A 20,826-nucleotide genomic window follows, 5' to 3' on the forward strand; every position below is an offset into this window, starting at 1 on the left:
GCGCACAGCGTGCTCTCGTGGCATGTCCCGGTCAAGGACACCCTGTGCAGGCCGTACCGATCCGGCCACCCCCAGACGTACCGCCTACGGGAGCTCGTGAACCTTCGGACCCACCGAGTTCGACCAGGCACTACCCGCCTTGGCGTCCCAGTTGGTCGACCAGGTCATCGCGCCGCGCAGACCGGGGTAGGTCTTCGACGGCTTGAAGGAGCCGCAGTTCGTTCCCCTGGTCAGGCAGTCCAGGGCGTTGTTGACGATCGTCGGGGACACGTAGCCGCTGCCCGCGCCGCTGGGCGAGGCCGGGACGCCGATGCCCACCTGCGAGGGGTCGAGGCCGCCCTCCAGCTGGATGCAGGCGAGCGCGGTGAGGAAGTCCACCGAGCCCTGGGAGTAGACCTTCCCGTCGCAGCCGTTCATCGATCCACTGTTGTAGTACTGCATGTTGACGACGGTGAGGATGTCCTTGATGTTCAGCGCCGTCTTGAAGTAGCCGCCCTGCGTGGACTGCATGTCGATCGTCTGCGGGGCCATGGTGATGACGAGCGAGGAGCCGGCCTTTGACGACAGCGAGCGCAGGGCCTGCGTCATGTAGGTGGGGTTCAGGCCGTTCTCGAGGTCGATGTCGATCCCGGTGAACCCGTACTCCTGCATCAGGGCGTACGCGGAGTTCGCGAGGTTGTTCGCCGAGGTCGAGTCGTTGACCGAGATGGTCCCCTTCTCGCCGCCGACGGAGAGGACGACCGACTTGCCGGCCGCCTTCTTCGCGGCGATGTCGGCCTTGAACCGGTCGACCGTGTAGCCGCCGAGGCCGGCTGAGTCGAGGTTGAAGGTGATGGCGCCGGGCGTGGTGGTGGCGTCCGCGAAGGAGACGGCGATGATGTCGTACTGCGCCGAGACGTCGGAGATCTTCTGGACGGTCGCGCCGTTGTTGAAGTTCTGCCAGTAGCCGGTCAGGGCGTGCTTGGGGACACCCGGGCCGGGGCCCGGACCCGGGTCGGTGCCGGTGGTGGTGCCGGTGACCGGGGCGGACTTCGGGCCCTCGCCCGCCGTGTTGTACGCGCTCACCTGGAAGGAGTACGAGGTCGAGGCCGCGAGCCCGGTGATCTGGGTGGAGGCGGCGCCGCCGGTCACGGTCCTGACGCGGACGCCGTCCTGATACACGTAGTAGCCGGTGGCCGAGCTGACCGCGTTCCACGAAAGGGTGAGGGCGTTCGCGCTCTGGCCGGAAACGCCCGTTCCGGCCGGTGCGCCGGGGACCGACGGGCCGGGGTCGGTGCCGCCTCCGCCGTCCGGGCCGAAGACGCTGAACTCGTCGACGACGTAGGCCGGCTGGCCGTACCAGCCGTGCGTGTAGACGGTGACCTGGGTGGTGCTGGGGCCGGTGGTGAAGGTGGTGGAGAGCTTCTGCCAGCCGGCCCCCGACCCGGGCGTCCAGGTGGAGACGTCCTGGGTGCCGGTCCCGGTCGCGCCGAGGTAGACGTAGCTGCCCTGGACCTGCGTGCTCAGCGTGTAGGTCGAGTTCGGCTTGACCGTGACGGTCTGGCTGCAGCGGGCGTTGTCCTGGCCCGCCGGGGTGGCCTTCAGGGCGCCGGATCCGGCGTAGACGGGCGAGGAGACGGAGGCGCCGGTTCCGCCGGTGCAGGACCAGTTGGCGAGACCCGATTCGAAGCCGCCGTTGCGGGCGACGTTCACGTCGGCGGCCTGTGCGGTACCGGCGGCGAGGGCGGACAGGGCGCCCGCGGCCAGGGTGACGGCGATGGGGAGGGCGAGGGAGCGTATGCGGTTCACGTGGGCTCCGGTGGGGGGAGGAAGAGGGGTGTGGGGAGAGGCGGACCGAGTGGGGTGGGTCCGACTCAAGGCGTTGGCTGCCAAGTTGGTCCAGACCAATCCTCGTGTCAAGAGTCTTCGCGATGTGGCTTGAAATGGCCCGCTATGCGATCCCTGTTGTCCGGGTTTCCGCCACCTGTGACATGTGCTGGTAGCACGGGAATCTTCAAGGCCCTGCCCCGCCAGGGGTGACGCGGATATGGTGCTGGGGCAAGGGGGGAGCGGGTCGATCGGATGCGGTCGCGCAGTGCGGGCGCGGACGTGAAAAGTCCGTGCCGGATCCGCGTCGAGTCCGCGTCAGGTCCGCGTCGAGCGCGCGTCGGGCACGTGAAGTGCCCCCGACATACGGGGCGTACGGGGTGTACGTGGGGGAACGGGGGAATGCGCGTGCCGACCGCCATCGCTGTCACCAGCGCCGATCTGGTACTTCCGGCCCCTGACCGGCACACGCCCGGGGCCGCCTTACTGCACCCGCCCGAGCAGCTCGACCTGGAGTCCGCGCTCGCCGAGACGGGCGCCCTGCTGGAGCGGCACGGCCACCTCGTGGTCCTCGTACCGCCCTGGCTCCCGCGCTCCACCGTCCAGCGCCTGCACACCGTACGCGCCATCCTGGAAACCGACCGGATCGCGCTCCTCGGCATCGATCTGCCGCCGCTGGGAACGGCCCTGCTGGTACGTCAGCTGCGCCAGCTCAGCGTCTGCGACTTCAGCCCCGGAATCATCGCCTCCGCGGCCCGGCTGCTGTCCCACTACATCTACGCGGGCGCCCTGCTGGGCTCGGTCGCCAAACTCGACCGGGTCCGGGTCCCGGTCGGACTGGGGGCGCACGCCCGGTCCTGGTCGCCGAGCGCGCAGTTCGCCGTCATGGCCCACCCGAAACCGCACCTCGCGAAACTGGGCGGCGGCGGATCCCAGGGCGGCGCCCACGGCCCCCGCGGCGCGGTGCTGCCGGCCGGCCCCGAGTTCGCCACGCACCTCACCTTCGCCCGCGGCCAGCTCACCTCCGACTGGGTCACGGCCGAACTGGCCCCCGCCTGGCAGGTCCAGGGCGTCCTGGAGAACCCGCTGCCCGCCGCGTCCCCCGGCTGGTGGGGCACCCCGAAACTCGTCGAGTTCGCTGCCGGCATCCCGGACCTGTCCGTGCTCTACCAGCTCGTCGCCTCGGTCCGCCGGGAGGAGTGCCGCTGGTGCGGCCTCGAACTCATCGGCGACCGCTGCGGCTTCTGCGCGGCACCGCTCACCGCACTGCCGCCGCCCGCGAGTACCGCCCGCTCCAGACCCTGATCACCCGAACGCACGAATGAATGAAGAACGGCGAGGTAGGTAAGGCCCATGAACTCACGCCAGCGCCGCGGCGTCATCCTGCTGCTCCTGTCGGTCCTGTGCGCACTGGGGGCCTTCGCCGGAGTCCTCGTGGTGATCGGCGACGTCAACTCCAAGGTCGGCGCCGAGGTCGTCGCGTACCGGGCCAAGGGCGACATAGCCCCGTACAGCCCGCTGGCAGCCGGGCAGTTCGAGGAGGTCAGGATCCCCGAGCGGTGGCTCTCCGACACCGCCGTCACCGACCTCGGCGCACTCAAGGACAAGATCGCCCTCACCACGCTGAAGAAGGGCTCGCTGCTCCAGTCGGACATGTTCGTCGACCGGCCGCAGCTGCAGCCCGGTGAGCAGGAGATCGCCATCATGATCGACGCGGCCACGGGCGTGGCCGGGAAGATCACCTCCGGCGCCAAGGTCAACATCCTGGCCACCTTCAAAGGCGCCAAGGACACCGACCCCTCGCGATCGGTGATCATCGTCGCCAACGCCCGGGTCCTGGGCGTCGGCAAGCTCACCGCCCTGGACAAGGACAGCGACCGCAAGGGCCCCGCCGAGGCCGTCCCGATCACCTTCGCCCTGAGCACCAAGGACACCCAGCGCGTCGCGTACGCCGAGTCCTTCGCGGAGCACGTACGCCTGGCCCTGGTGGCCCCCGGCACCGACTCGGCGCCCAGCCCGGGCGACCGCACGTACACCCTCGACGGGGACAGGTGAGGCCCGGATGACCACCCGAATCCTCCCCGCGGTCGGCGACCCGGACGCCGCGCGCGCCATCGTGACACTGCTCAGCCAGCTCCCGGCCGCCGAGCCGGCCGCCCCCGTCCCCGACGCGACCACGCTCCTGGACACCCTCGCCCGGCTGGCCGCCGACTCCATCGACGAACTCCCCGAGGTCGTCCTCGTCCACGAGCGGATCGGCCCGGTGCCCGCCCTGGAGCTCATCCGGGAGGTCGCCCTGCGCTTCCCGGCGGTGGGCGTCGTCCTGGTCTCCTCGGACGCCGGCCCGGGGCTCTTCTCCGCCGCCATGGACTCGGGCGCGCGCGGCCTGATCGGTCTCCCGCTCTCCTACGAGGAACTCGCCGCCCGCGTCCAGGCCGCCGCCCAGTGGTCCGTGGGCGTACGCCGCCACCTGGGCGGGGGCGCCGCCGCCGACGTGTTCACGGGCCCGGGCGGCCGGGTGGTCACCGTCACCGGAGCCAAGGGCGGCGTGGGCACCACCTTCACCGCCGTGCAGTTCGCGCTGGCCGCGGCCGCCTCGGGACGGCGTACCGCACTGGTCGACCTGGACCTCCAGGCGGGCGACGTGGGCTCGTACCTCGACGTGCAGTTCCGGCGCTCCATCGCCGACCTCGCCGGGATCCAGGACATCTCGCCGCGGGTCCTCCAGGACGCCGTCTACGACGACGCCTCGGGCCTCGCGCTGCTGCTCGCCCCGGCGGACGGGGAACGCGGCGAGGAGGTCGACGACCGGGCCGCCCGGCACATCGTCGGAGCCCTGCGCAGCCGCTACGAACTCGTCGTCGTCGACTGCGGCACCCAGGTCACCGGGGCCAACGCGGCGGCCGTGGAGATGGCGGACGTGGCGGTGCTGGTCACCACCCCGGACGTGGTCGCGGTACGGGCGGCCAAGCGCATGGTCCGGATGTGGGAACGGCTCCAGGTCCGCAAGGCGGAGGACACGGCGATGGTCGTCAACCGCTGGAGCAAGCACACCGAGATCCAGCCCGCCCTGATCGAGAAGATCACCAAGACCCGCGCCACCCGCACCCCGGTCCCGGCCGCGTTCAAGGAACTCCAGGCCGTGGTCGACGCGGGCCGCGTCCAGGACCTCGACAACCGCTCGACGGTCAAACAGGCCCTGTGGACCCTGGCCGGCGAACTCGGCCTCCTGTCGACCCCGGAGCCCACCCCGTCCGCCGCCACCGCCCCGGGCGCCTCGCTCGCGGTCCGCGCGACGGGCCCGGTGGCCCGCCTGCGCCGCGGCCGGGAGGGCTGACGCATGCCCGCCCGCAGACCGGGGCGCGGGGACCGGGGCCAGGTGGCGATCGAGTTCGTGGGCACGGTGCCGCTGATCCTGCTGCTCGTGGCGGCGGTGTGGGAGTGCGTACTGATCGGGTACGCCTTCTCGCTGGCGGGCAACGCGGCGGACGAGGCGGCGCGGGCGGGGGCGGTGCACGGGGATGCCGCCTGTATGGCGGCGGCGCGGAAACACATCGGGGAGGCATGGAACATGCCGCCTGCCGAATGCGGCAAGTCGGGCGACATCTACAAGGCGAAGGTCACCCTGGGCATCCCGGTCTTCTTCCCGGGCCTCGACTTCGGCGAGATCGACGGCACCGGCGGCGCCGCGCTGGAGAAGGAGGCCGAGTGACATGAGGCGGCGCATCCGTTCCGACCGGGGCCAAGTGGCCCTGGAGTACATCGGCTTCGTGCCGATCCTGCTGTTCGTCGCGCTGTGCGGGATCCAGCTGGGCTGGGTCGCGTACGTCCACGAGCAGGCGGACACCGCCGCCCGTACGGCGGCGCGCGTGGAGGCCCAGCACCCGGGACGGGGGGAGGCGGCCGGGCACGCCGCCATCCGCGAGGGGCTCCCGGCGACGGTGGTCGTGCCCCCGGGCGGCGACGCGGTGACCGCGACCGTGACCATCCGGATCAACTCGATCATCCCCGGGCTCAAGATCGAGGACGCCAAAGCCACGGCGGTCATGCCCAACGACGACCCGAAGGTGACCGGACCATGAGCCTGCGTTCCCGGGTCAACACCCCCGACGACCGCCACAGCCCGCGCGAGGACGGACGGCTCGTCTCCTCCTACCGCGCCAAGCTGCTGGAGGAGATCGACCTCGCCGAGATGTCCGCGCTCGCGCCCGCCGAGCGCCGGGCGCGCCTGGAGCGCGTACTCGGCCACATCATCAGCCGGGAAGGGCCCGTCCTCTCCACGGTCGAGCGCGCCCAGCTGATCCGCCGCGTCGTCGACGAGGCCCTCGGGCTCGGCGTGCTCGAACCGCTCCTCGAAGACGCCTCGATCTCCGAGATCATGGTCAACGGCCCCGACCACATCTACGTGGAACGCGCCGGCCGGGTCGAACAGCTCCCCATCCGCTTCGCCTCGCACGAGCAGCTGATGCAGACCATCGAGCGCATCGTCTCCACCGTCAACCGGCGTGTGGACGAGGCCAATCCGATGGTCGACGCGCGCCTCCCCAGCGGCGAGCGCGTCAACGTCATCATTCCGCCGCTCTCCCTGACCGGCGCCACCCTCACCATCCGCCGCTTCCCGCGTGCCTTCACCCTGCACGAGATGATCGCGCTCGGCTCGCTCGACGAGCAGATGCTGCTCCTGCTCTCCGGCCTGGTCGCGGCGAAGATGAACGTGATCGTCTCCGGAGCCACCGGCACCGGCAAGACCACCCTCCTCAACGCCCTCTCCGGCCTGATCCCGGAGGGCGAACGCATCATCACCATCGAGGACTCGGCCGAACTCCAGCTCCAGCAGGCCCACGTCATCCGCCTCGAATCCCGTCCCGCGAACGTGGAGGGCAAGGGCCAGATCACCATCCGCGACCTCGTCCGCAACTCCCTGCGCATGCGCCCCGACCGCATCATCGTCGGCGAGGTCCGCGGCGGCGAGACCCTCGACATGCTCCAGGCGATGTCCACCGGCCACGACGGCTCCCTGGCCACCGTCCACGCCAACAGTTCCTCGGACGCCCTGATGCGCCTGCAGACCCTCGCCTCCATGTCGGAGGTCGAGATCCCCTTCGAAGCCCTGCAGGACCAGATCAACAGCGCGGTGAACGTCATCGTCCAGCTCACCCGCTTCGGCGACGGCTCGCGCCGCATCACCGAGATCTCCGTCCTCGAATCGCACGGCCGCGAGCCCTTCCGGATCACCACGGTCTGCCGCTTCGGGGCCCAGCCGATGGGGGCGGACGGCCGCGTCCGAGGCTACTTCGAGTACTACCCACTGCCCCGCCGGATCACCGAACGCCTCTACATGAACAACCAGCCCATCCCGCAGGCCTTCGGCGTCGCGCCGGAAGACCCCCTGACCGCCCGCATCACCCGGACCGCCCTGTGAACCCACTCGTCCTCGCCACCCTCGGCGCCACGCTGCTCGCCTGCGTACTGGTCGTCGCCGGCCTCCAGGCGTACATGGTCGGCCGCGCCCAGCGCGCCGCCCTCATCGAACGCCTCTCGGCGAGCGGTGTCCCAGAGCCCGCCGGCCGGCGCCGCCGCTTCCCGTCGGTCGACCGGCGGCTGCGCAAGACGAAGCTCGGCCGCCGGATCGAGCTGAAGCTGGCGACCACCGGCCTGGACCTCACCCCCGGCGAGTTCTTCGTCTACATGCTGGGCTCGATCGCGGGGGTCTGGCTCATCGCCTCCTCCCTCCTCGCACCGTTCTTCGGCCCGGTGGCGGGCGCCATCGGCATCTGGGCGGCGAACGCCTTCCTCAACTGGCAGCGGGCGCGCCGTACGGAACGGTTCATCAACCAACTCCCGGACCTGGCCCGCATCCTCGCCAACGCCACCCAGGCCGGACTGGCGCTGCGCACGGCCATCGGTATCGCCGCCGAGGAGCTGGAGGCACCGGCCGGCGAGGAACTGGCGCGCGTCGCCGACCGCCTCGCGGTCGGCCATTCGATCGACGACTCCCTCGGCGAACTCACCGAGCGCCTGCCCTCCCGCGAACTCGTCGTCCTCGTCTCCACGCTCGTCCTCTCCGCCCGCGCGGGCGGCGCGATCGTCGACAGCCTGCGCAACCTCACGGTGACGCTGGAGCAGCGCAAGGAGACCCGCAGGGAGATCCGTACCCAGCTGTCCCAGGTGACGGTGACGGCGTACCTGGTCCCCGCCATCGGCCTCGGGTCCCTGCTGCTGGTCGACCTGATGATGCCGGGCGCCCTGGACCGGATGACGGGCGCGTTCATCGGCCAGACGGCGGTACTCATCGCCCTCGGTCTCTTCGCCCTGGGGTTCATCCTCATCCGCCGCCTGTCGAAGATCGACGTGTGAGGGGGCGGACGGGACGATGATCGGACTCCTTCTCGCACTGGCCGTGGCCCTGTCGGTCCTCGGCGCGTTCCACGGCATCCGCCTCTACCGCGCGGACGTGAAGCTGCCCACGGACCTCGCGCTCGCCCTGGAGGTCGGTGCCACCCGTACGACGGCGGTCGGCTCCCTGGTGGACCGGATGGGCATCCGCTGGGCCCCGGCGGTGCTGCGCCTGATGGGGCCGGCGCGGGTGGCCCGCAAGCGCCGCCAGATCGACATGGCGGGCAACCCGGCCGGCCTCACGATCGACCGCTACGCGGCCCGGCGGGCGGTGTACGGGGCCCTGGGCGCCCTCGGCGCCTTCTCAATGCTGATCAACGGGCAGCTGGTCGCCGCACTCCTCATGGTGGCCTTCGGCCTGTTCTGGATCGAGGCCGGCCTCTGGTCGGCGATCCGGGTCCGCCGCGACCACATCGAACGCACCCTGCCGGACTTCCTGGACGTCCTCGCGGTCGTCGTCAGCGCCGGGCTGGGCTTCCGGCAGGCGCTGGAGCGGGTGGCGGACAAGTACGAAGGCCCCTGGGCCGACGAAATCCGCATCACACTGCAGCAGATGAACATGGGCGTCAGCCGCCGCCAGGCCTTCGACGAACTGCGCCGCCGCAACGACAGCGAACAGGTCGCACAGTTCGTGACGGCCCTGCAGCAGGGCGAGGAGCTCGGCTCGCCGATCGTCGAGACCCTGATCGCGATCGCCGAGGACATGCGCCGCACGGACGCCCAGAACGCCCGCCGCCGCGCGGCCCGGGCCGTCCCCAAGGCGACGTTCGCCGTGACCATGTTCATGCTGCCGGGCACGCTGATCCTGCTCGTCTGCGGTTTCGTGTACGGGGCGAACGTCGACTTCGGCGCGCTGTTCGGGGGTGGCTGAGCCATGGCCCGGCTGAGCGTGCTCATAGCGGACGGCAACCCGGTCATCCGGGCGGGCCTGGCGGCCATCCTGCGCACGGCCGAGGACCTCGACGTCATCGCCCAGGCGGCGGACGGCCGCGAAGCCCTGAGCCTGACCCGCCGACACGCCCCCGACGTGGTCCTGCTGGACGTCCGCATGCCGGGCGTGGACGGGATCTCCGCGCTGCCGCACCTGGTGCGGCTGGCTCCCGTACTGATGCTGACGTACAGCAGGGAAGCCGAAATCATCTGCGAGGCCCTGTCGTTGGGCGCCGGTGGCTACCTCGTGCACGGCGAGTTCACGGCGGACGACCTGCTGAGGGCGGTACGCGACGTCCCGCTGGGCCGCCCCCACTTCACCCCGACGGCGGCGAGCGCACTTCTCGCGGAGCTCCGGGCCTCTTCGCATCCGCAACGAGTTGTGGCACAGTCTTCTGAGCGGATGCACAACTCTGTTGTCTTCGGGCTGAGTTCCCGGGAGGTGGAGATCATGGATCTGATCGCGTCCGGGATGAGCAACCAGCGGATCGCGGCGGCCTGCTTCATCAGCGAGAAGACGGTCAAGAACCACATCAACCGCATCTTCGCGAAGCTCCAGAGCGCCACGCGCAGCGAGGCGATAGCCCGCTGGCTGGGAACCGCCCGTCCAGGAGTGACCGGTCATGGGTAGACGGAGTGCGCAGTGGGTCCGTAATTGGGCCCCGGGACCCTTGGTGACGACTGGTGACTCGCCGTACCGTCCGCAGATCGACACCGGTACCGGCCCGGGAGGGAACCCCCATGTCACAGAACACGCTGCTGAAGGCCGCCGTGGAGGCACGGATCAGGGTGAACGGCTGGACGGACACGGCCGTGACCAGACTCCGCAAGCGCCACGCGAACCCCGACCGCGGCCAGACCGCCTTCGAATACCTGGGCATCATCCTGGTGGTCGTGGTGATCATCGGCGCGATCGTGGGTACAGGTATCGGTACGGCGATCACGGACAGGATCGCGGCAGCGGTCCAAGCCGTCACGGCTGGTGGCGGAGGGAAATGACCTCAGGTCGCCGCAGCGACCGAGGGCAGGCTTTTCCCATCTACATTGTGGTGATCGCGGGTCTGCTCTTTGCGGCGCTCGCGTTCTTTGTCGTCGGTCGAGCCGCCATCACTCGAAGTGACGCTCAGGGCGCCGCGGATGCTGCGGCGCTGGCAGCTGGGCGGGAAGCCAGAGACGCTGTGCTGCTCAATCTCGATCTTGCCGCACTGAAGCCTGTGGACTGGCAGAAGATCGTTGACGGGGAACTCTTCAAACGCGACGAAGCTTGCGCAGCTGCAGACGCTTTCGCGGCGAAGAATGATGGCAGGGTGACACTGTGTGATCCCGCCCCTCCGCGATTTACCGTCTCTGTGGAGACGAATGCAACAGTCGGCGATTCGGTGATTCCTGAGACGGGCAGTCGGCATGGAACGGCCACGGCCACCGCCTTGGTGCAGGCGAAATGCTCCCTAAGCGCGGCCCCCACTCCGAGCCCCACCCCCACAGCGCCGGCTGAGGGTGGCTCGCCCGCTCCCACGCCTTCGCCGTCGACGGTGGCTTTCGCTTGTGGCGGAGAGCTGGTCGAGATCGATCCGCTGAAGCCGGGATCACTGAGTGCATTGACCCGAAAGCTGTTCAGCGTGCGACTCGTTGGCTGACAGGAACGAGAGACAAGGAAGAGTTCATAGATGAGCATTCGGCGCATGGTGAAGGTCCGTGGGGGGATGGCTGTTGCAGGTGCGGCGGTCATGGCCCTCACGCTGGCCGGGTGCGGTGGAGACGGTGTCAAGGAGCCGAAGGCTGACGAGAAGGCGTCCACTGCGCAGCCGCAGGGCGGCGGCTCGAACAAGTCGGCCCCCAAGGCGAGCCCAAGCCCTCAGCCGACCGAGGTACTCGCCACGGCGAACGGTGATCCCGGCATTGTTCTGACGATCAACTCGGCTGTACGTGACCCGGGTGGCTTTGTCACTGTCAGCGGAGAGATCAAGAATGGCGGAAGTGGGGTCTTCACGAAGGTCACGGCCTGGCGTGGTGACGAGAAGGGCGCCAGCGGTGCGTCCGTTGCGGGCGCTACCTTGATCGACAAGATTGGCAAGAAGCGGTACTACGTGCTTCGGGACAGTGAGAATTGCCTGTGCACGACAGGAATCACCCGAATCGATGCCGGTGCTTCCATCCCCTTCTTCGTACAGTTCCCCGCACCGCCTGCTACTTCCACCGAGGTCGACTTCACGCTCCCCACCTTCGCCACGGCAACTATCAGGATTTCCGGGTGACGCCATGATTGCAGTGACCCATTGTCATCGTATTGCCGCTGCGACTGCCGTCGTCGGCCTGGTCATGGCCAGCGCCAACCTCATCGGCGCCACTGCCGCATACGCCGATGACGTCAAGCCGTCCGTACCTCCCGGCACTGAGCCCTCCGCCTCCGCCCCCGTCGCCATCGACTCCAACGCCCCCGGGCTGAAGATCCCGCAGGGTGGGACGCTCGCGCCCGTCAAGGTGCTGGACATCGCCGAGGTCGTCGAAGACCTCGGCGGGGAGCAGCGGCGGCAGGAGACCAATCAGACCGTCATGATGGCGCTGCAGTCCGAGGTGCTGTTCCCGGAGAACAGCGCCGTCTTCAACGCGCAGGCCGCCGCCCGGATCCAGGCCATCGCCAACGAGATCAACACGCAGAAAGCGACCCGCATCCGCGTCTTCGGGTTCACCGACGACCAGGGCAGCTACGAGCACGGCAAGGAGCTCTCCAAGCAGCGGGCCGATGCCGTGCAGGCCGAGCTGGCCAAGACCGTCACCAACCCGAGTGTCGTCTTCGACGTCCGCGGCTACAGCGAGGACTACCCGATCGCCGACAACGGCACGGAGGAAGGCCGCAAGAAGAACCGCCGCGTCGAGATCACCTTCCCCCGCAGCGCAGGCGGCGGCTAGGGAGCCGGCGGCTTCCCGACGTCCCCCTCCAGCCCGGCCCAGAGGTAGATCCGGGTGGTGCCGGGCTGGAACTCGTGTGCGTAGACGGTCGTACAGAACTGGACGGCCTTTGCTTCGGGCGTTTCCACGTCACCACGGCAGACGTCCCTGACACGCATTCCGTCAGCGAAGGTCTCGGGCTCGGGCAGCCCGAGGTGACTGAAGCCGTCGCTGCGGGTGTATCCCGGAGCCTTCGGCTTGTCATTGGGGAACATCTTCTTGCCCGGCGGCACCAGCGGCTGCAGGAAGCTGTTGGCCTCCGCCGTCGTCACCGTGAAGGTGAGCAGCCCGACGTCGTACTGCGAACTGGTCTTGAACCCGGCCCGGCGGTCCGTCGCCGCCTGCGGCACCTGGAACCCCATCACCCCGGCCATCCACTCGGGTGTGGCGTTCTCCTCCCAGCAGCACTTCGTGTCGTGCTCCATCAGCCGCTGCCAGGTGATCGCACCCAGCACGAGCATGACGGCATATCCGAGGCCGCACAGCCCGGCGAACACACCCGCACCGACCGCGAGACGTCGCCTCCAGGACCACTTCTGCTTCCGGGGCCCGACCTGGGCAAGGGAATCGTTCATCGTCCGAGCTCTCCTTCCCCGTCTCTCACATGGCGACCTGGATCGCTTCGCTCGCCTGTCCGGCCGGGGTCGTCGGGTCCGGGCAATGCCGATCCGGTGCCCAGAAGCTCGTAGTGCTTGACCGAACTGCTGCCCGCCATGTCGAACTCCTGGGCCAGGCCGACCTTGTGCTGTTGGCCCATCTCGCCGTCGGGAATGTATACCGGCCCGACGTCGACGCCCTTGCCCTCGTCCCAGTTGTACCGGTCCCAGACGTTGACCTGGTAGTCCAGTCCGACCACCGGCTGACCGTCGGACCCCGGTACGACGGTCACCACGCCCGTCACGTTCGACCGGGCGGAGCCGACCGCGTAGAACCAGTTCGGATCAGTCTCCTTGGTGAAGGAGTAGTCCTTGCCGCTCGGTGTCTCGACCGGTATGGCGACGGGTCGCCCACCGTTCCTCTGGAACTCCGCCAGCGCCTGCTCGTGCCAGTCGGCTTCGTAGTCCAGCAGGTGGTAGCCCTTGATATGGGCCTGGAAGCCCTGGTTGTCGGCGAGCATCTTGTCGACCGGCAGCTTCATGAACTCAACCCCGTTGGCGAGGTAGTGGTGCGTCACCGAGCGGAACCTCGCCTCGGTCTGGGCGAACTACTCCGGCCTGGGGCAATACCGCCTCGTCTACACCCACACAGTGAGCATCCTCGACCTTCCGCTGATCCACCGGGCCATGGGTGGTGACGGACCGATCCGTACGACGTGCGTGCTGCTCACGGAGCGCGAGGAGACCGTACGGGAGCGGTTGGCCCGGCGGGGGATCGGCTCGCAGCTCGCGGTCCACATCGCGCGCAGCCGGCGGGCCGCGGCCGTGCGGGAGCGTGACGCGCCGCCGGGGACGGTCCGCATCGCCACGGACGGCCGTTCGGTGCCGTGGATCGCGCAGCGGGTCGTGGAGGACGCGGCCTGGTGAGGCCGGGCCGGGTTCAGTCGGCCAGCAGGTGGTCGGCCTTGCCCGCCTTGATGTCCCGGATCAGCTGGCGCAGGGCGTCCCTGGTGTCGGAGAGGTATGAGGCTTCCGCGCCCGCGACGGCGATGTAGCTGTTGCCGTCCCCGTCCACCCCTATTCGGTAGCAGGAGTTTCCTTCGCCGCAGAACGGCTCTTCCCAGGTCACGATAGGCATGATGTCTGATGTCCCCTCTCACAGCTGGCTTGCGATGGTCTGGATGAACCCCCGCGAGTCCTCGGGGGACAGCGCCAGGTTTTCCAGGATGTCGAAGTGGGCGCGGTATTTGGCGAGTTGCGCATCGGCGTAGAGGAAGTCGGGTCCGTGGGAGTTGTCGACCTGCACGGTGTCCAGCTGTGCGGTCGGGCCCTCCGCGTAGAGCACGGTCTGACCCGCCCCGGGGAATCCGCCCGCTTCGAACGGGAGGACGAGTACGGTCACATTGTCCTGCTGCGACCGTTCGAGCAAGTGCTCCAACTGGGCGTGGAGTACGGCACGCCCGCCGAACTGTATGCGCAGGGCCGCTTCGTGCACGATGGCGACGAACTCTCGGGCGCCGGCTCCGGCCAGGACCTGCTGGCGTTCGGCGCGAAACGCCAGACGCAGCGCCACCTCGTGTTCCGGGAGAGCGGGGACGACCATCCGGAACACGGCGAGTGCGTGGTCGGAGGTCTGGAGGAGGCCGGGAATGTGCACCGAGAAGGCTCCCCGCATGCGGCTGCTGTGTGCTTCCAGCTCCGCGATGTCCAGGAAACCTTGAGGCAATTGCCCTCGGTAGCGGTCCCACCAGCCCCGGCTGGGGCCGGTCATCGCCGTCAGCCCGGCGATGTGTTCCTCATCGGTCACCGCGCAGTTGCAGGCCAGTGTCCGCACCCTCTCGGCGGAGATGGCGCGCGTCCCGAACTCCATTGCCGAGACGGCTCCTCGGTCGACGCCGAGCAGTCCGGCCGCGTACTCGGCTGAGATGCCCGCTGACGTGCGCAGTCTGCGTAGCTCGTACCCCAGCCTCTTCTGACGCTCCGTCGGTGCAGTCCTCGCGCTCATGGCGAGCAGTCTTGCGTGTCGGTGGTCGCTCTGACCACGCGCGGATGATTTCTCCCGTTGGGTGGGCCAAATTAGGCCCGCTCGCGCTACGTTAGGTAACGCACCGCTCACGCAACGGGAGTTGAAGTGCATCGCCGCAGCATGCCTCGGGCCTCGGCGACGAGCCACGCTCCCGGGCCCCGCGTCAGCCATCCGTGCGCGTCGAACTCGCCGTAGTCACCTCCGACCTCAGGGAGTCCGCGATGTCTGTCCACCCCTTCACCGCCTGCCCGGTGTCCCCGCCCGAGCCCGCCGTCGGCGAGCCGCCCGCGCTCGACACGCTCGCGTGCAGCCTCACCGTGCCCGGGGAGCCGCTCGGTGCCCAGGTCGCGCGGGCCGCCGTACGGGCCGTCCTGCGCGCGTACCGGCTCGATCCCCTGGAGCCCGCCGCCGTACAGGTGGCCGGGGAACTGGTCGCCGCCGCCTGGATGTTGGATCCCGGGCGGAGTCTGTACCTCTCCGTCCGCTACCGCGACGACGCACTCCGCCTCACCGCCTACGACGGGCACGCCCCCCACGCGCACCCCCGCCTCGCCACCCACTGCGAAGCCCGACGGCGTGCGGCGCTGCGGCTCATGGCGGCTGTGGTGCGCTCGTGCGGCGGGGCCTGGGGCTTCGGGGAGTCCCGCGAACCCGGAGGCGGGACCCGGACCTGGGCGAGCTTGCCGAGGGCAGGGGCCGCTGCGTACCTCGGCCACGTCGGCCGGCAGTTGAAGGGCGAGACTGTCTCCCGCCTGCCCGCCGGGTCCGACTAGGACTTGTCCGGCCGATCATGTACGGAGCCAGATGACGAGGGTTCCCACGTCCCTTGCTGTGTCCGACACCATCACCCACTACCGCCAGCTGCGCGAGCTGACCGTCGACGAGCTGGCCTACGTGCTCTTGATGCTCGACCACCCGATCTCTGCCGACGTCCTCGCTGAGATGGAGCGATGTGTTCGCCCCGTGACCGTTGACGATCTTGTGGCGATCGCTTACGTGCTCGAGACGACTCCCGCAGTGATGCTGTCGCACGTCCCCATCGACATGCCGGAACCTGATGGGCCCCTCGCCGCCGGGCTGCCGAATGACGCCGACCAGGCTGAGCTGCGTGCCTGGCTGGAGGGAAGACCACGCTCGACCGCGAGGCGCGGGTGAACTGGTGGAAGGAGCGGGTCGCCCGTCTCCGGGTCCGGGCTGCGCATCATCAGGAGCAGCTGCAAGGTGCGCACGCGGAGCTGCGTGAGCTCGGCGACCTGACGCTGCAGGAAGCGGATGCCCTGCCCGTCCAGTGTCTGCAGTACCGAATCCGGGACGGCGAGCACGCGCTCAATCAGGCAGAGGTCGCACTGGCGTTGACGGCGCAGCGGCTCGACAACTTCCCCGAAGACGTCTGACGACTGACGACTGAGTTTCGACCACTCAAGGGTGCCTATGAAGGCTGACTCTGACAGATATTCTGCTGTTTGCGTGGTACCTCTGATACAGCAACCAGCAGTACTGGCAGTGCTGCTGCCGGCGCCCCAGCCACCGCAGAGCTGACGCCGGCCGACCATCCAGAACGAACGAAGGCAGAACACTGTGAACTCCGCAAGGACCACATATGTGACGCGGGCCGGGATAGCCGCATCCATCGCGGCTCTGGCCCCGGGCGCACTGATGCTCACGGGCTGCGGCGCGAGTAGTGACGCTGCTTCCTCGAAGGGCCCCAGCAGCAGCCAGGCCTCCAGCTTCGACGGTGCCTACATCTCCATCACCGATGGGGCCCGCGGGGAGATTGCAGCCATCGACGGTCACGAGATCACGTACATCGACGTCCCTGGTGGCGACCTGCGGTGCAAGCTGACCACGATGGCCCTCGACGACATCAAACACCGCGCGATCGTCAAAGACGGTAGAACCGACAAAGGGCAGTACCAGGTCCTGTCGACCGGCACAATCAACGACGGCCGGACCAGCGTGCTCTGGAACGATGTCAACGGCTCTGATTCGACGGGCACCGACCCGGGATCAGGCGCGCTTTCGATCTCGAGTGATATGATCACGCTCGGATACACCTTCGCCTACTCGATCGATCAGGTCCAGCTCATCCCTGTCGACAGCGGCCAGGCAAAGGCATTGATGGCAAAGGACTGCGACCAGCACAGCTGAAGGTCATTCCGCCCAGTCGGCACAGAATCCTGTCGACATCGCATCCATGCCATTCTGCTTTCTCCCTGACGCATACTCCCGGAGCTGCTGTGCCGGTACTGCTTCGGCTGCTGGCTCGGTGAGGACCGTCGAGGAGGCTTGGACTTGGCCGGCCGATCATGTGACTACTCCGCCGTTGTGTCGTTGATGTGGACATGGGGCGGGGAGATCTGACGGATGCCGAGTGGGAACGGCTGCGGCCGTTCCTGCCGGTCAGCAACAGGCGTTGTGGCAGGTGGCGGGATCACCGGCAGGTGATCGACGGGATTCTGCACCGGGTGCGGACCGGCGTTCAGTGGCGTGACCTGCCCGAACGGTTCGGCCCGTGGAAGACCGTCTATGAACGCCATCGCCTGTGGTCGGCCGACGGAACCTGGGAACGCCTGCTCCAGCAAGTCCAGGCCGAGGCCGACGCGGCCGGGGAGATCGACTGGGACATCTCGATCGACTCCACCATCGTGCGGGCACATCAGCACGCCGCCGGCGCCCGCACAGAACCACCGCCGACTCCCGCCTCAAAGGGGGACGCAGCGGCAGAACACCAGGGCGAAACACCGTGGCAGAGCCTCGCCGCCCGCCTGGTGGAGGCGGTGCAGGAGGTGAAGGGCTGGGCCGCTCGCGCGGCGGGTTCACCACCAAGCTCCACCTGAGCGCGGACGGCCGCTGCCGCCCGCTGTCCCTGATCGTCACGCCAGGGCAGCGGGCGGACTGCACCCAGTTCAAGCCCGTGCTGGAGAAGATCCGAGTCCCGCGCATCGGGCCGGGCAGGCCACGCAAGAAGCCTGACAGCCTCGCCGCCGACAAGGCCTACAGCAACGGCCCATGCCGCGAGTATCTGCGGCGCCGGAGCATCCGGCACACGATTCCGGAGAAGACCGACAGTCAGGCCGCCCGCCTGCGCAAAGGGTCACGCGGCGGACGGCCACCCGGCTTCGACGAAGAGCGGTACAAGGAACGCAACACCGTCGAGCGGGCGATCAACCGGCTCAAGCACGCCAGAGCAGTAGCCACCCGCTACGACAAGCGCGGCTACGTCTTCCTCGGGACCGCGACTGCCGCAACCCTCGTCATCTGGCTCCGTACATGATCGGCCGGACAAGTCCTAGTTGGCCGGAGTACGGGGAGTGCCGCGGCGGAGGCGGCCGCGGGAGGCTTCCACGATCGTTCCGAGGACGAGCGACTGGGCCAGTACGCACAGGACGAGCTCGGTGACGAAGAGCCACGCCGCGGGCTGGCCGCCCCCGGGGGCCATGCCGTGGGCCAGCCCCACCAAGAGGAACAGCGGGAACGCGCACAGGGCGGGCAGCACCCATACGAAGCCAGGGTCCCGGGCGAACAGCGTGACGGCCGTCGCGATGGCCACGGCGACGCCGACGAGACCCAGGTAGATCGCCGAAGCGGGGTTCGCGAAGGTCAGGCGGACGAGCGTACGTGCGGTCATCGGGTTCCCCCCAGGGTGTGCGGACTCCCTCCATGGTCGGGAACGCCCCGGGGTCCTGTCGTGAGTACCCGTACCCGGGATGTGCACAGAGCAGAGCGGTGCGCGAGGTCCGGCCCCTCCCCTGTCGGGGCCGGACAGCGGCAGCTCCGGTGCGCGGGATCAGCCGAACTGGCCCGGCTGGTAGTCGCCCGCCGGCTGCTGGACGATCACGTTCATCCGGTTGTACGCGTTGATCAGGGCGATGAGGGTGACCAGCGCGGCCAGCTGGTCCTCGTCGTGGTACTTGGCGGCGTCGGCCCACGCCTCGTCCGTGACGCCGCCGGCCGCGTCGGCGATGCGGGTGCCCTGCTCGGTCAGTTCCAGGGCCGCCCGCTCGGCGTCGGTGAACACCTTCGCCTCGCGCCAGGCCGCGACCAGGTTCAGCCGCACCGGGTCCTCCCCGGCGTGCGAGGCGTCCTTGAAGTGCATGTCGGTGCAGAATCCGCAGCCGTTGATCTGGCTGGCCCGGAGCTTCACGAGCTCCTGCGTGGCGTGCGGCAGGGTCGAGTCCGAGATGACCTTGCCCGCGGAGTTGATGTACCGGCCGAACTTGGTCGCGACCGCGTTACCGAAGAGGTTGAGACGCGCTTCCATCGTGATCTCCTTGCCGTGTCGACGGTTACACAGCTCTGACGGAAAATGCGGCCCGGATGTGACAGCCCCACGGGACGAAGTGATGTGACCTGCGTCACTCCCCCAGGAGGAGCTCCGCGATCTCCCGGGCCCGGTGAGCCGGCTCCGGGCCGGGGGTGAGGGCGGCCACCGCCGTCGCCCCCTCGGTCAGGATCAGGAGCCGGTCGGCGAGGGCGGGGTCGGCGGTCAGGCCGGCCAGCAGGGCGTGGAGTTCCGTCTTGTGGATGCGGACGATCTCCGGGGCTGCCGCCCCCAGTTCCCCGTACGCGTTGAGGAACGCGCAGCCGCGGAAGTCGGGCTCGGCGAACCAGTCCGCCAGCCAGTCGAAGACCGCGAGCACGCGCGCCCGTGGCTGTGCCGGGGCGAGGGCCGCGGCGCGAAGGGAGCCCAGCCAGCGCCGGTCGCGGCGTTCCAGGTAGGCCGTGACCAGGGATTCCTTCGCGGGGAAGACGCGGTAGAGGCGCTTGAGGGGGACCCCGGAGGCGGTGCGGATGCGGTCCATGCCGACGGCCTGGATGCCGTGCCGGTAGAACAGCTCCTCCGCCGCGTCGAGCAGTCGGGTCCGCGCCTCTTCATCGTCCATGAGGGCAGGGTAGCCCGTTTCCCCTTGCGGCGAGAACGCACGTTCTCGTACGATGGGCGGCGAGGAGAACGATCGTTCTCATCTTCCCGCCTTCCCGCCTTCTCCCCTTCGGAGGATCCACCGTGACGCGTCCGCCCCTGCCGCCCTTCACCGAAGAGTCCGCCCGCGCCAAGGTCCAGGCCGCCGAGGACGCCTGGAACAGCCGCGATCCCGAGCGCGTCGCCCTCGCGTACACGGAGGACTCGGTCTGGCGCAACCGCGACCGCTTCCTCACCGGCCATGCCGAGATCCGCGAGTTCCTCGCCGACAAGTGGGAGCGCGAGCTCGACTACCGGCTCCGCAAGGAGCTGTGGGCCTTCACCGGCAACCGCATCTCCGTCCGCTTCGAGTACGAGTGGCACGACGCCGCCGGCCAGTGGTTCCGCAGCCACGGCAACGAGCAGTGGGAGTTCGACGACGACGGCCTGATGAGGCGGCGCGAGGCGAGCATCAACGACGTACCGATCGCCGCCGAGGACCGCCGCCTCGCCGCCACTTCGGGGAGTGGCGGGGGGAGGTGACGGTGGTGCAGAGGTCCGGCCCGGCCCGGTCGCCCTCGCCCTCCTTGTGAGGCGTTACGCCTCGTGGTGGGCCTGGGTGATGAGGTCCGTGGCGACCTCCAGGGCCGCCAGGCGCGTCTCCTCCGGGTTGCCCTCGACGTGCTGGAGGAACATCATCCCGGCGTGCAGCGTGAACAGCGCGCTGACGCAGCGGACCTGGTCCGTCAGCGGGCCGTCCTGCGTGCGGAGCAGTTCCACCAGGGTGAAGAGCCGCTTCTTGACCGTCTCGCCGATGGTGAGCTCGCGCGTCGTCGCCTGGTTCTCCTGCATGAAGCGGTAGAGCACGGCGCCCCCCGCCATCGCCTCGCTGTAGCGGCGCAGCACCTCGCGCTTGGTCTCCAGGGTGCGCGGCTGGCCCTCTGCCCACATGATCAGCTCGTCGATGGGCCGCGTCAGGTCCTCGAAGATGCTGATGATGATGTCTTCCTTGGTCTTGAAGTGGTAGTACAGCGCCGCCTTCGTGACCTCCAGCCGCTCCGCGATCTCGCGCAGCGACGTCTTCTCGTACCCCTGCTCGGCGAAGAGCTCCAGTGCGACGTCCTGGATGCGCTGGCGCGTGTCGCCACGGCGTCGCTGCGGACTGCTGCTGGACATGGCTCTCCCCAATTACTTACTTGACGCCCGGCTAGTTGCGGGTCTAC

Annotated in this window: 29 protein-coding genes; 20 read left to right on the forward strand and 9 right to left on the reverse strand. The window is 69.1% G+C overall.

Annotated elements, in window-relative coordinates; translation table 11 throughout:
* Nucleotides 1–84: 84 nt before the first annotated feature.
* Entirely contained in the window at nucleotides 85–1,788 is a 1,704-nt protein-coding gene (locus tag ACZ4YL_RS25915; protein WP_468119698.1) for a chitinase, read from the reverse strand.
* A 420-nt stretch (nucleotides 1,789–2,208) separates the two neighbouring features.
* Between ACZ4YL_RS25915 and ACZ4YL_RS25920 the strand changes: the two genes are divergently transcribed.
* The 13 genes from ACZ4YL_RS25920 (at nucleotide 2,209) to ACZ4YL_RS25980 (ending at nucleotide 12,042) form a co-directional block, all read left to right on the forward strand.
* Entirely contained in the window at nucleotides 2,209–3,111 is a 903-nt protein-coding gene (locus tag ACZ4YL_RS25920) for a hypothetical protein (protein WP_468119700.1), read from the forward strand.
* A gap of 48 nt (nucleotides 3,112–3,159) precedes the next feature.
* Entirely contained in the window at nucleotides 3,160–3,861 is a 702-nt protein-coding gene (cpaB, locus tag ACZ4YL_RS25925) for a Flp pilus assembly protein CpaB (RefSeq protein ID WP_468119701.1), read from the forward strand.
* Between the two features lie 7 nt (nucleotides 3,862–3,868).
* Entirely contained in the window at nucleotides 3,869–5,143 is a 1,275-nt protein-coding gene (locus tag ACZ4YL_RS25930) for an AAA family ATPase (protein WP_468119702.1), read from the forward strand.
* A 3-nt stretch (nucleotides 5,144–5,146) separates the two neighbouring features.
* The gene (locus ACZ4YL_RS25935; RefSeq protein WP_369475521.1) at nucleotides 5,147–5,518 is read left to right on the forward strand and encodes a TadE/TadG family type IV pilus assembly protein; all 372 of its coding nucleotides are present in this window, start codon (nucleotides 5,147–5,149) and stop codon (nucleotides 5,516–5,518) included.
* A 1-nt stretch (nucleotide 5,519) separates the two neighbouring features.
* Nucleotides 5,520–5,888 (forward strand): TadE/TadG family type IV pilus assembly protein, encoded by a 369-nt coding sequence (locus ACZ4YL_RS25940; protein ID WP_369475522.1) that lies wholly within the window; start codon nucleotides 5,520–5,522, stop codon nucleotides 5,886–5,888.
* Nucleotides 5,885–7,228, forward strand: coding sequence for a CpaF family protein (locus ACZ4YL_RS25945; protein ID WP_468119703.1), 1,344 nt, complete (start codon nucleotides 5,885–5,887; stop codon nucleotides 7,226–7,228). The genes ACZ4YL_RS25940 and ACZ4YL_RS25945 overlap by 4 nt, the downstream gene beginning before the upstream one ends.
* A complete protein-coding gene (locus ACZ4YL_RS25950) occupies nucleotides 7,225–8,163 on the forward strand; it encodes a type II secretion system F family protein (protein WP_468119705.1) in 939 nt (312 codons plus the stop codon). The genes ACZ4YL_RS25945 and ACZ4YL_RS25950 overlap by 4 nt, the downstream gene beginning before the upstream one ends.
* A gap of 19 nt (nucleotides 8,164–8,182) precedes the next feature.
* Nucleotides 8,183–9,073, forward strand: a complete 891-nt coding sequence (locus ACZ4YL_RS25955) for a DUF5936 domain-containing protein (RefSeq protein ID WP_266353438.1) — start codon at nucleotides 8,183–8,185, stop codon at nucleotides 9,071–9,073.
* A gap of 3 nt (nucleotides 9,074–9,076) precedes the next feature.
* The gene (locus ACZ4YL_RS25960; RefSeq protein ID WP_468119707.1) at nucleotides 9,077–9,763 is read left to right on the forward strand and encodes a response regulator; all 687 of its coding nucleotides are present in this window, start codon (nucleotides 9,077–9,079) and stop codon (nucleotides 9,761–9,763) included.
* Nucleotides 9,764–9,873: 110 nt separating this feature from the next.
* Nucleotides 9,874–10,131 carry a hypothetical protein gene (locus ACZ4YL_RS25965; protein ID WP_468119709.1) on the forward strand — a complete coding sequence of 86 codons (258 nt, stop codon included), beginning with the start codon at nucleotides 9,874–9,876 and terminating at the stop codon, nucleotides 10,129–10,131.
* Entirely contained in the window at nucleotides 10,128–10,769 is a 642-nt protein-coding gene (locus tag ACZ4YL_RS25970; protein WP_468119711.1) for a pilus assembly protein TadG-related protein, read from the forward strand. Before ACZ4YL_RS25965 ends, ACZ4YL_RS25970 begins: the two co-directional genes overlap by 4 nt.
* Before the next feature lie 30 nt (nucleotides 10,770–10,799).
* Nucleotides 10,800–11,387 carry a hypothetical protein gene (locus tag ACZ4YL_RS25975; protein WP_468119713.1) on the forward strand — a complete coding sequence of 196 codons (588 nt, stop codon included), beginning with the start codon at nucleotides 10,800–10,802 and terminating at the stop codon, nucleotides 11,385–11,387.
* 4 nt (nucleotides 11,388–11,391) lie between these two features.
* Nucleotides 11,392–12,042: an OmpA family protein gene (locus ACZ4YL_RS25980; RefSeq protein ID WP_468119715.1), complete on the forward strand. Its 651-nt coding sequence runs from the start codon at nucleotides 11,392–11,394 to the stop codon at nucleotides 12,040–12,042.
* On the opposite strand, the gene ACZ4YL_RS25985 is transcribed toward ACZ4YL_RS25980, so the two are convergent.
* Nucleotides 12,039–12,656, reverse strand: a complete 618-nt coding sequence (locus ACZ4YL_RS25985) for a hypothetical protein (RefSeq protein ID WP_406085166.1) — start codon at nucleotides 12,654–12,656, stop codon at nucleotides 12,039–12,041. The genes ACZ4YL_RS25980 and ACZ4YL_RS25985 overlap by 4 nt on opposite strands.
* Complete coding sequence (locus ACZ4YL_RS25990; protein WP_468119717.1) at nucleotides 12,653–13,255, reverse strand: hypothetical protein; 603 nt, start codon at nucleotides 13,253–13,255, stop codon at nucleotides 12,653–12,655. The genes ACZ4YL_RS25985 and ACZ4YL_RS25990 overlap by 4 nt, the downstream gene beginning before the upstream one ends.
* A gap of 73 nt (nucleotides 13,256–13,328) precedes the next feature.
* Here ACZ4YL_RS25990 and ACZ4YL_RS25995 point away from each other — a divergent pair, with 73 nt between their 5' ends.
* On the forward strand, nucleotides 13,329–13,604 hold the full coding sequence (locus ACZ4YL_RS25995) for a hypothetical protein (RefSeq protein ID WP_468119719.1): 276 nt from the start codon (nucleotides 13,329–13,331) through the stop codon (nucleotides 13,602–13,604).
* Nucleotides 13,605–13,617: 13 nt separating this feature from the next.
* Here the strand turns inward: ACZ4YL_RS25995 and ACZ4YL_RS26000 are convergent, their stop codons facing one another.
* Nucleotides 13,618–13,815 carry a hypothetical protein gene (locus tag ACZ4YL_RS26000; protein ID WP_468119721.1) on the reverse strand — a complete coding sequence of 66 codons (198 nt, stop codon included), beginning with the start codon at nucleotides 13,813–13,815 and terminating at the stop codon, nucleotides 13,618–13,620.
* Nucleotides 13,816–13,833: 18 nt separating this feature from the next.
* Complete coding sequence (locus tag ACZ4YL_RS26005) at nucleotides 13,834–14,682, reverse strand: helix-turn-helix domain-containing protein (protein ID WP_468119723.1); 849 nt, start codon at nucleotides 14,680–14,682, stop codon at nucleotides 13,834–13,836.
* 242 nt (nucleotides 14,683–14,924) lie between these two features.
* On the opposite strand from ACZ4YL_RS26005, the gene ACZ4YL_RS26010 reads away from it, so the two are divergent.
* From ACZ4YL_RS26010 to ACZ4YL_RS26030, 5 genes are all read left to right on the forward strand, one after another.
* Nucleotides 14,925–15,476 (forward strand): ATP-binding protein, encoded by a 552-nt coding sequence (locus ACZ4YL_RS26010; protein ID WP_468119725.1) that lies wholly within the window; start codon nucleotides 14,925–14,927, stop codon nucleotides 15,474–15,476.
* 58 nt (nucleotides 15,477–15,534) lie between these two features.
* Nucleotides 15,535–15,858 carry a hypothetical protein gene (locus tag ACZ4YL_RS26015; RefSeq protein WP_468119727.1) on the forward strand — a complete coding sequence of 108 codons (324 nt, stop codon included), beginning with the start codon at nucleotides 15,535–15,537 and terminating at the stop codon, nucleotides 15,856–15,858.
* Nucleotides 15,855–16,097 carry a hypothetical protein gene (locus tag ACZ4YL_RS26020; protein WP_453918572.1) on the forward strand — a complete coding sequence of 81 codons (243 nt, stop codon included), beginning with the start codon at nucleotides 15,855–15,857 and terminating at the stop codon, nucleotides 16,095–16,097. Before ACZ4YL_RS26015 ends, ACZ4YL_RS26020 begins: the two co-directional genes overlap by 4 nt.
* A gap of 208 nt (nucleotides 16,098–16,305) precedes the next feature.
* Nucleotides 16,306–16,851: a hypothetical protein gene (locus ACZ4YL_RS26025; protein WP_267004197.1), complete on the forward strand. Its 546-nt coding sequence runs from the start codon at nucleotides 16,306–16,308 to the stop codon at nucleotides 16,849–16,851.
* Between the two features lie 194 nt (nucleotides 16,852–17,045).
* Nucleotides 17,046–17,977 (forward strand): IS5 family transposase gene (locus ACZ4YL_RS26030; protein ID WP_373412838.1). Its coding sequence is split into 2 segments (ribosomal slippage): nucleotides 17,046–17,423 and nucleotides 17,426–17,977, totalling 930 coding nucleotides; the frame shifts between segments, so codons are not numbered across the junction.
* A 15-nt stretch (nucleotides 17,978–17,992) separates the two neighbouring features.
* On the opposite strand, the gene ACZ4YL_RS26035 is transcribed toward ACZ4YL_RS26030, so the two are convergent.
* From ACZ4YL_RS26035 to ACZ4YL_RS26045, 3 genes are all read right to left on the reverse strand, one after another.
* Entirely contained in the window at nucleotides 17,993–18,331 is a 339-nt protein-coding gene (locus ACZ4YL_RS26035; RefSeq protein ID WP_468119730.1) for an SCO4225 family membrane protein, read from the reverse strand.
* A 159-nt stretch (nucleotides 18,332–18,490) separates the two neighbouring features.
* Entirely contained in the window at nucleotides 18,491–18,964 is a 474-nt protein-coding gene (locus ACZ4YL_RS26040) for a carboxymuconolactone decarboxylase family protein (RefSeq protein ID WP_468119732.1), read from the reverse strand.
* A 94-nt stretch (nucleotides 18,965–19,058) separates the two neighbouring features.
* Complete coding sequence (locus tag ACZ4YL_RS26045) at nucleotides 19,059–19,586, reverse strand: TetR/AcrR family transcriptional regulator (RefSeq protein WP_468119734.1); 528 nt, start codon at nucleotides 19,584–19,586, stop codon at nucleotides 19,059–19,061.
* Between the two features lie 122 nt (nucleotides 19,587–19,708).
* Here ACZ4YL_RS26045 and ACZ4YL_RS26050 point away from each other — a divergent pair, with 122 nt between their 5' ends.
* On the forward strand, nucleotides 19,709–20,146 hold the full coding sequence (locus ACZ4YL_RS26050) for a nuclear transport factor 2 family protein (protein ID WP_468119736.1): 438 nt from the start codon (nucleotides 19,709–19,711) through the stop codon (nucleotides 20,144–20,146).
* 54 nt (nucleotides 20,147–20,200) lie between these two features.
* Here the strand turns inward: ACZ4YL_RS26050 and ACZ4YL_RS26055 are convergent, their stop codons facing one another.
* Nucleotides 20,201–20,779 carry a TetR/AcrR family transcriptional regulator gene (locus ACZ4YL_RS26055; protein ID WP_468119738.1) on the reverse strand — a complete coding sequence of 193 codons (579 nt, stop codon included), beginning with the start codon at nucleotides 20,777–20,779 and terminating at the stop codon, nucleotides 20,201–20,203.
* Nucleotides 20,780–20,826: the final 47 nt, after the last annotated feature.

It is taken from the genome of Streptomyces sp. NPDC030021 (assembly GCF_055574035.1).

What these genes read in the sequence shown, in the direction of transcription:
- ACZ4YL_RS26055 (WP_468119738.1), bottom strand. Translation starts at nt 20,779, where the DNA reads ATGTCCAGCAGCAGTCCGCAGCGACGCCGTGGCGACACGCGCCAGCGC.
- ACZ4YL_RS25985 (WP_406085166.1), bottom strand. Translation starts at nt 12,656, where the DNA reads ATGAACGATTCCCTTGCCCAGGTCGGGCCCCGGAAGCAGAAGTGGTCC.
- ACZ4YL_RS25920 (WP_468119700.1), top strand. Translation starts at nt 2,209, where the DNA reads ATGCGCGTGCCGACCGCCATCGCTGTCACCAGCGCCGATCTGGTACTT.
- ACZ4YL_RS25930 (WP_468119702.1), top strand. Translation starts at nt 3,869, where the DNA reads ATGACCACCCGAATCCTCCCCGCGGTCGGCGACCCGGACGCCGCGCGC.
- ACZ4YL_RS25975 (WP_468119713.1), top strand. Translation starts at nt 10,800, where the DNA reads ATGAGCATTCGGCGCATGGTGAAGGTCCGTGGGGGGATGGCTGTTGCA.
- ACZ4YL_RS26035 (WP_468119730.1), bottom strand. Translation starts at nt 18,331, where the DNA reads ATGACCGCACGTACGCTCGTCCGCCTGACCTTCGCGAACCCCGCTTCG.
- ACZ4YL_RS26010 (WP_468119725.1), top strand. Translation starts at nt 14,925, where the DNA reads ATGTCTGTCCACCCCTTCACCGCCTGCCCGGTGTCCCCGCCCGAGCCC.
- ACZ4YL_RS26005 (WP_468119723.1), bottom strand. Translation starts at nt 14,682, where the DNA reads ATGAGCGCGAGGACTGCACCGACGGAGCGTCAGAAGAGGCTGGGGTAC.
- ACZ4YL_RS25940 (WP_369475522.1), top strand. Translation starts at nt 5,520, where the DNA reads ATGAGGCGGCGCATCCGTTCCGACCGGGGCCAAGTGGCCCTGGAGTAC.
- cpaB (WP_468119701.1), top strand. Translation starts at nt 3,160, where the DNA reads ATGAACTCACGCCAGCGCCGCGGCGTCATCCTGCTGCTCCTGTCGGTC.
- ACZ4YL_RS25970 (WP_468119711.1), top strand. Translation starts at nt 10,128, where the DNA reads ATGACCTCAGGTCGCCGCAGCGACCGAGGGCAGGCTTTTCCCATCTAC.
- ACZ4YL_RS26000 (WP_468119721.1), bottom strand. Translation starts at nt 13,815, where the DNA reads ATGCCTATCGTGACCTGGGAAGAGCCGTTCTGCGGCGAAGGAAACTCC.
- ACZ4YL_RS25980 (WP_468119715.1), top strand. Translation starts at nt 11,392, where the DNA reads ATGATTGCAGTGACCCATTGTCATCGTATTGCCGCTGCGACTGCCGTC.
- ACZ4YL_RS25935 (WP_369475521.1), top strand. Translation starts at nt 5,147, where the DNA reads ATGCCCGCCCGCAGACCGGGGCGCGGGGACCGGGGCCAGGTGGCGATC.
- ACZ4YL_RS26045 (WP_468119734.1), bottom strand. Translation starts at nt 19,586, where the DNA reads ATGGACGATGAAGAGGCGCGGACCCGACTGCTCGACGCGGCGGAGGAG.
- ACZ4YL_RS26040 (WP_468119732.1), bottom strand. Translation starts at nt 18,964, where the DNA reads ATGGAAGCGCGTCTCAACCTCTTCGGTAACGCGGTCGCGACCAAGTTC.
- ACZ4YL_RS25960 (WP_468119707.1), top strand. Translation starts at nt 9,077, where the DNA reads ATGGCCCGGCTGAGCGTGCTCATAGCGGACGGCAACCCGGTCATCCGG.
- ACZ4YL_RS25945 (WP_468119703.1), top strand. Translation starts at nt 5,885, where the DNA reads ATGAGCCTGCGTTCCCGGGTCAACACCCCCGACGACCGCCACAGCCCG.
- ACZ4YL_RS25965 (WP_468119709.1), top strand. Translation starts at nt 9,874, where the DNA reads ATGTCACAGAACACGCTGCTGAAGGCCGCCGTGGAGGCACGGATCAGG.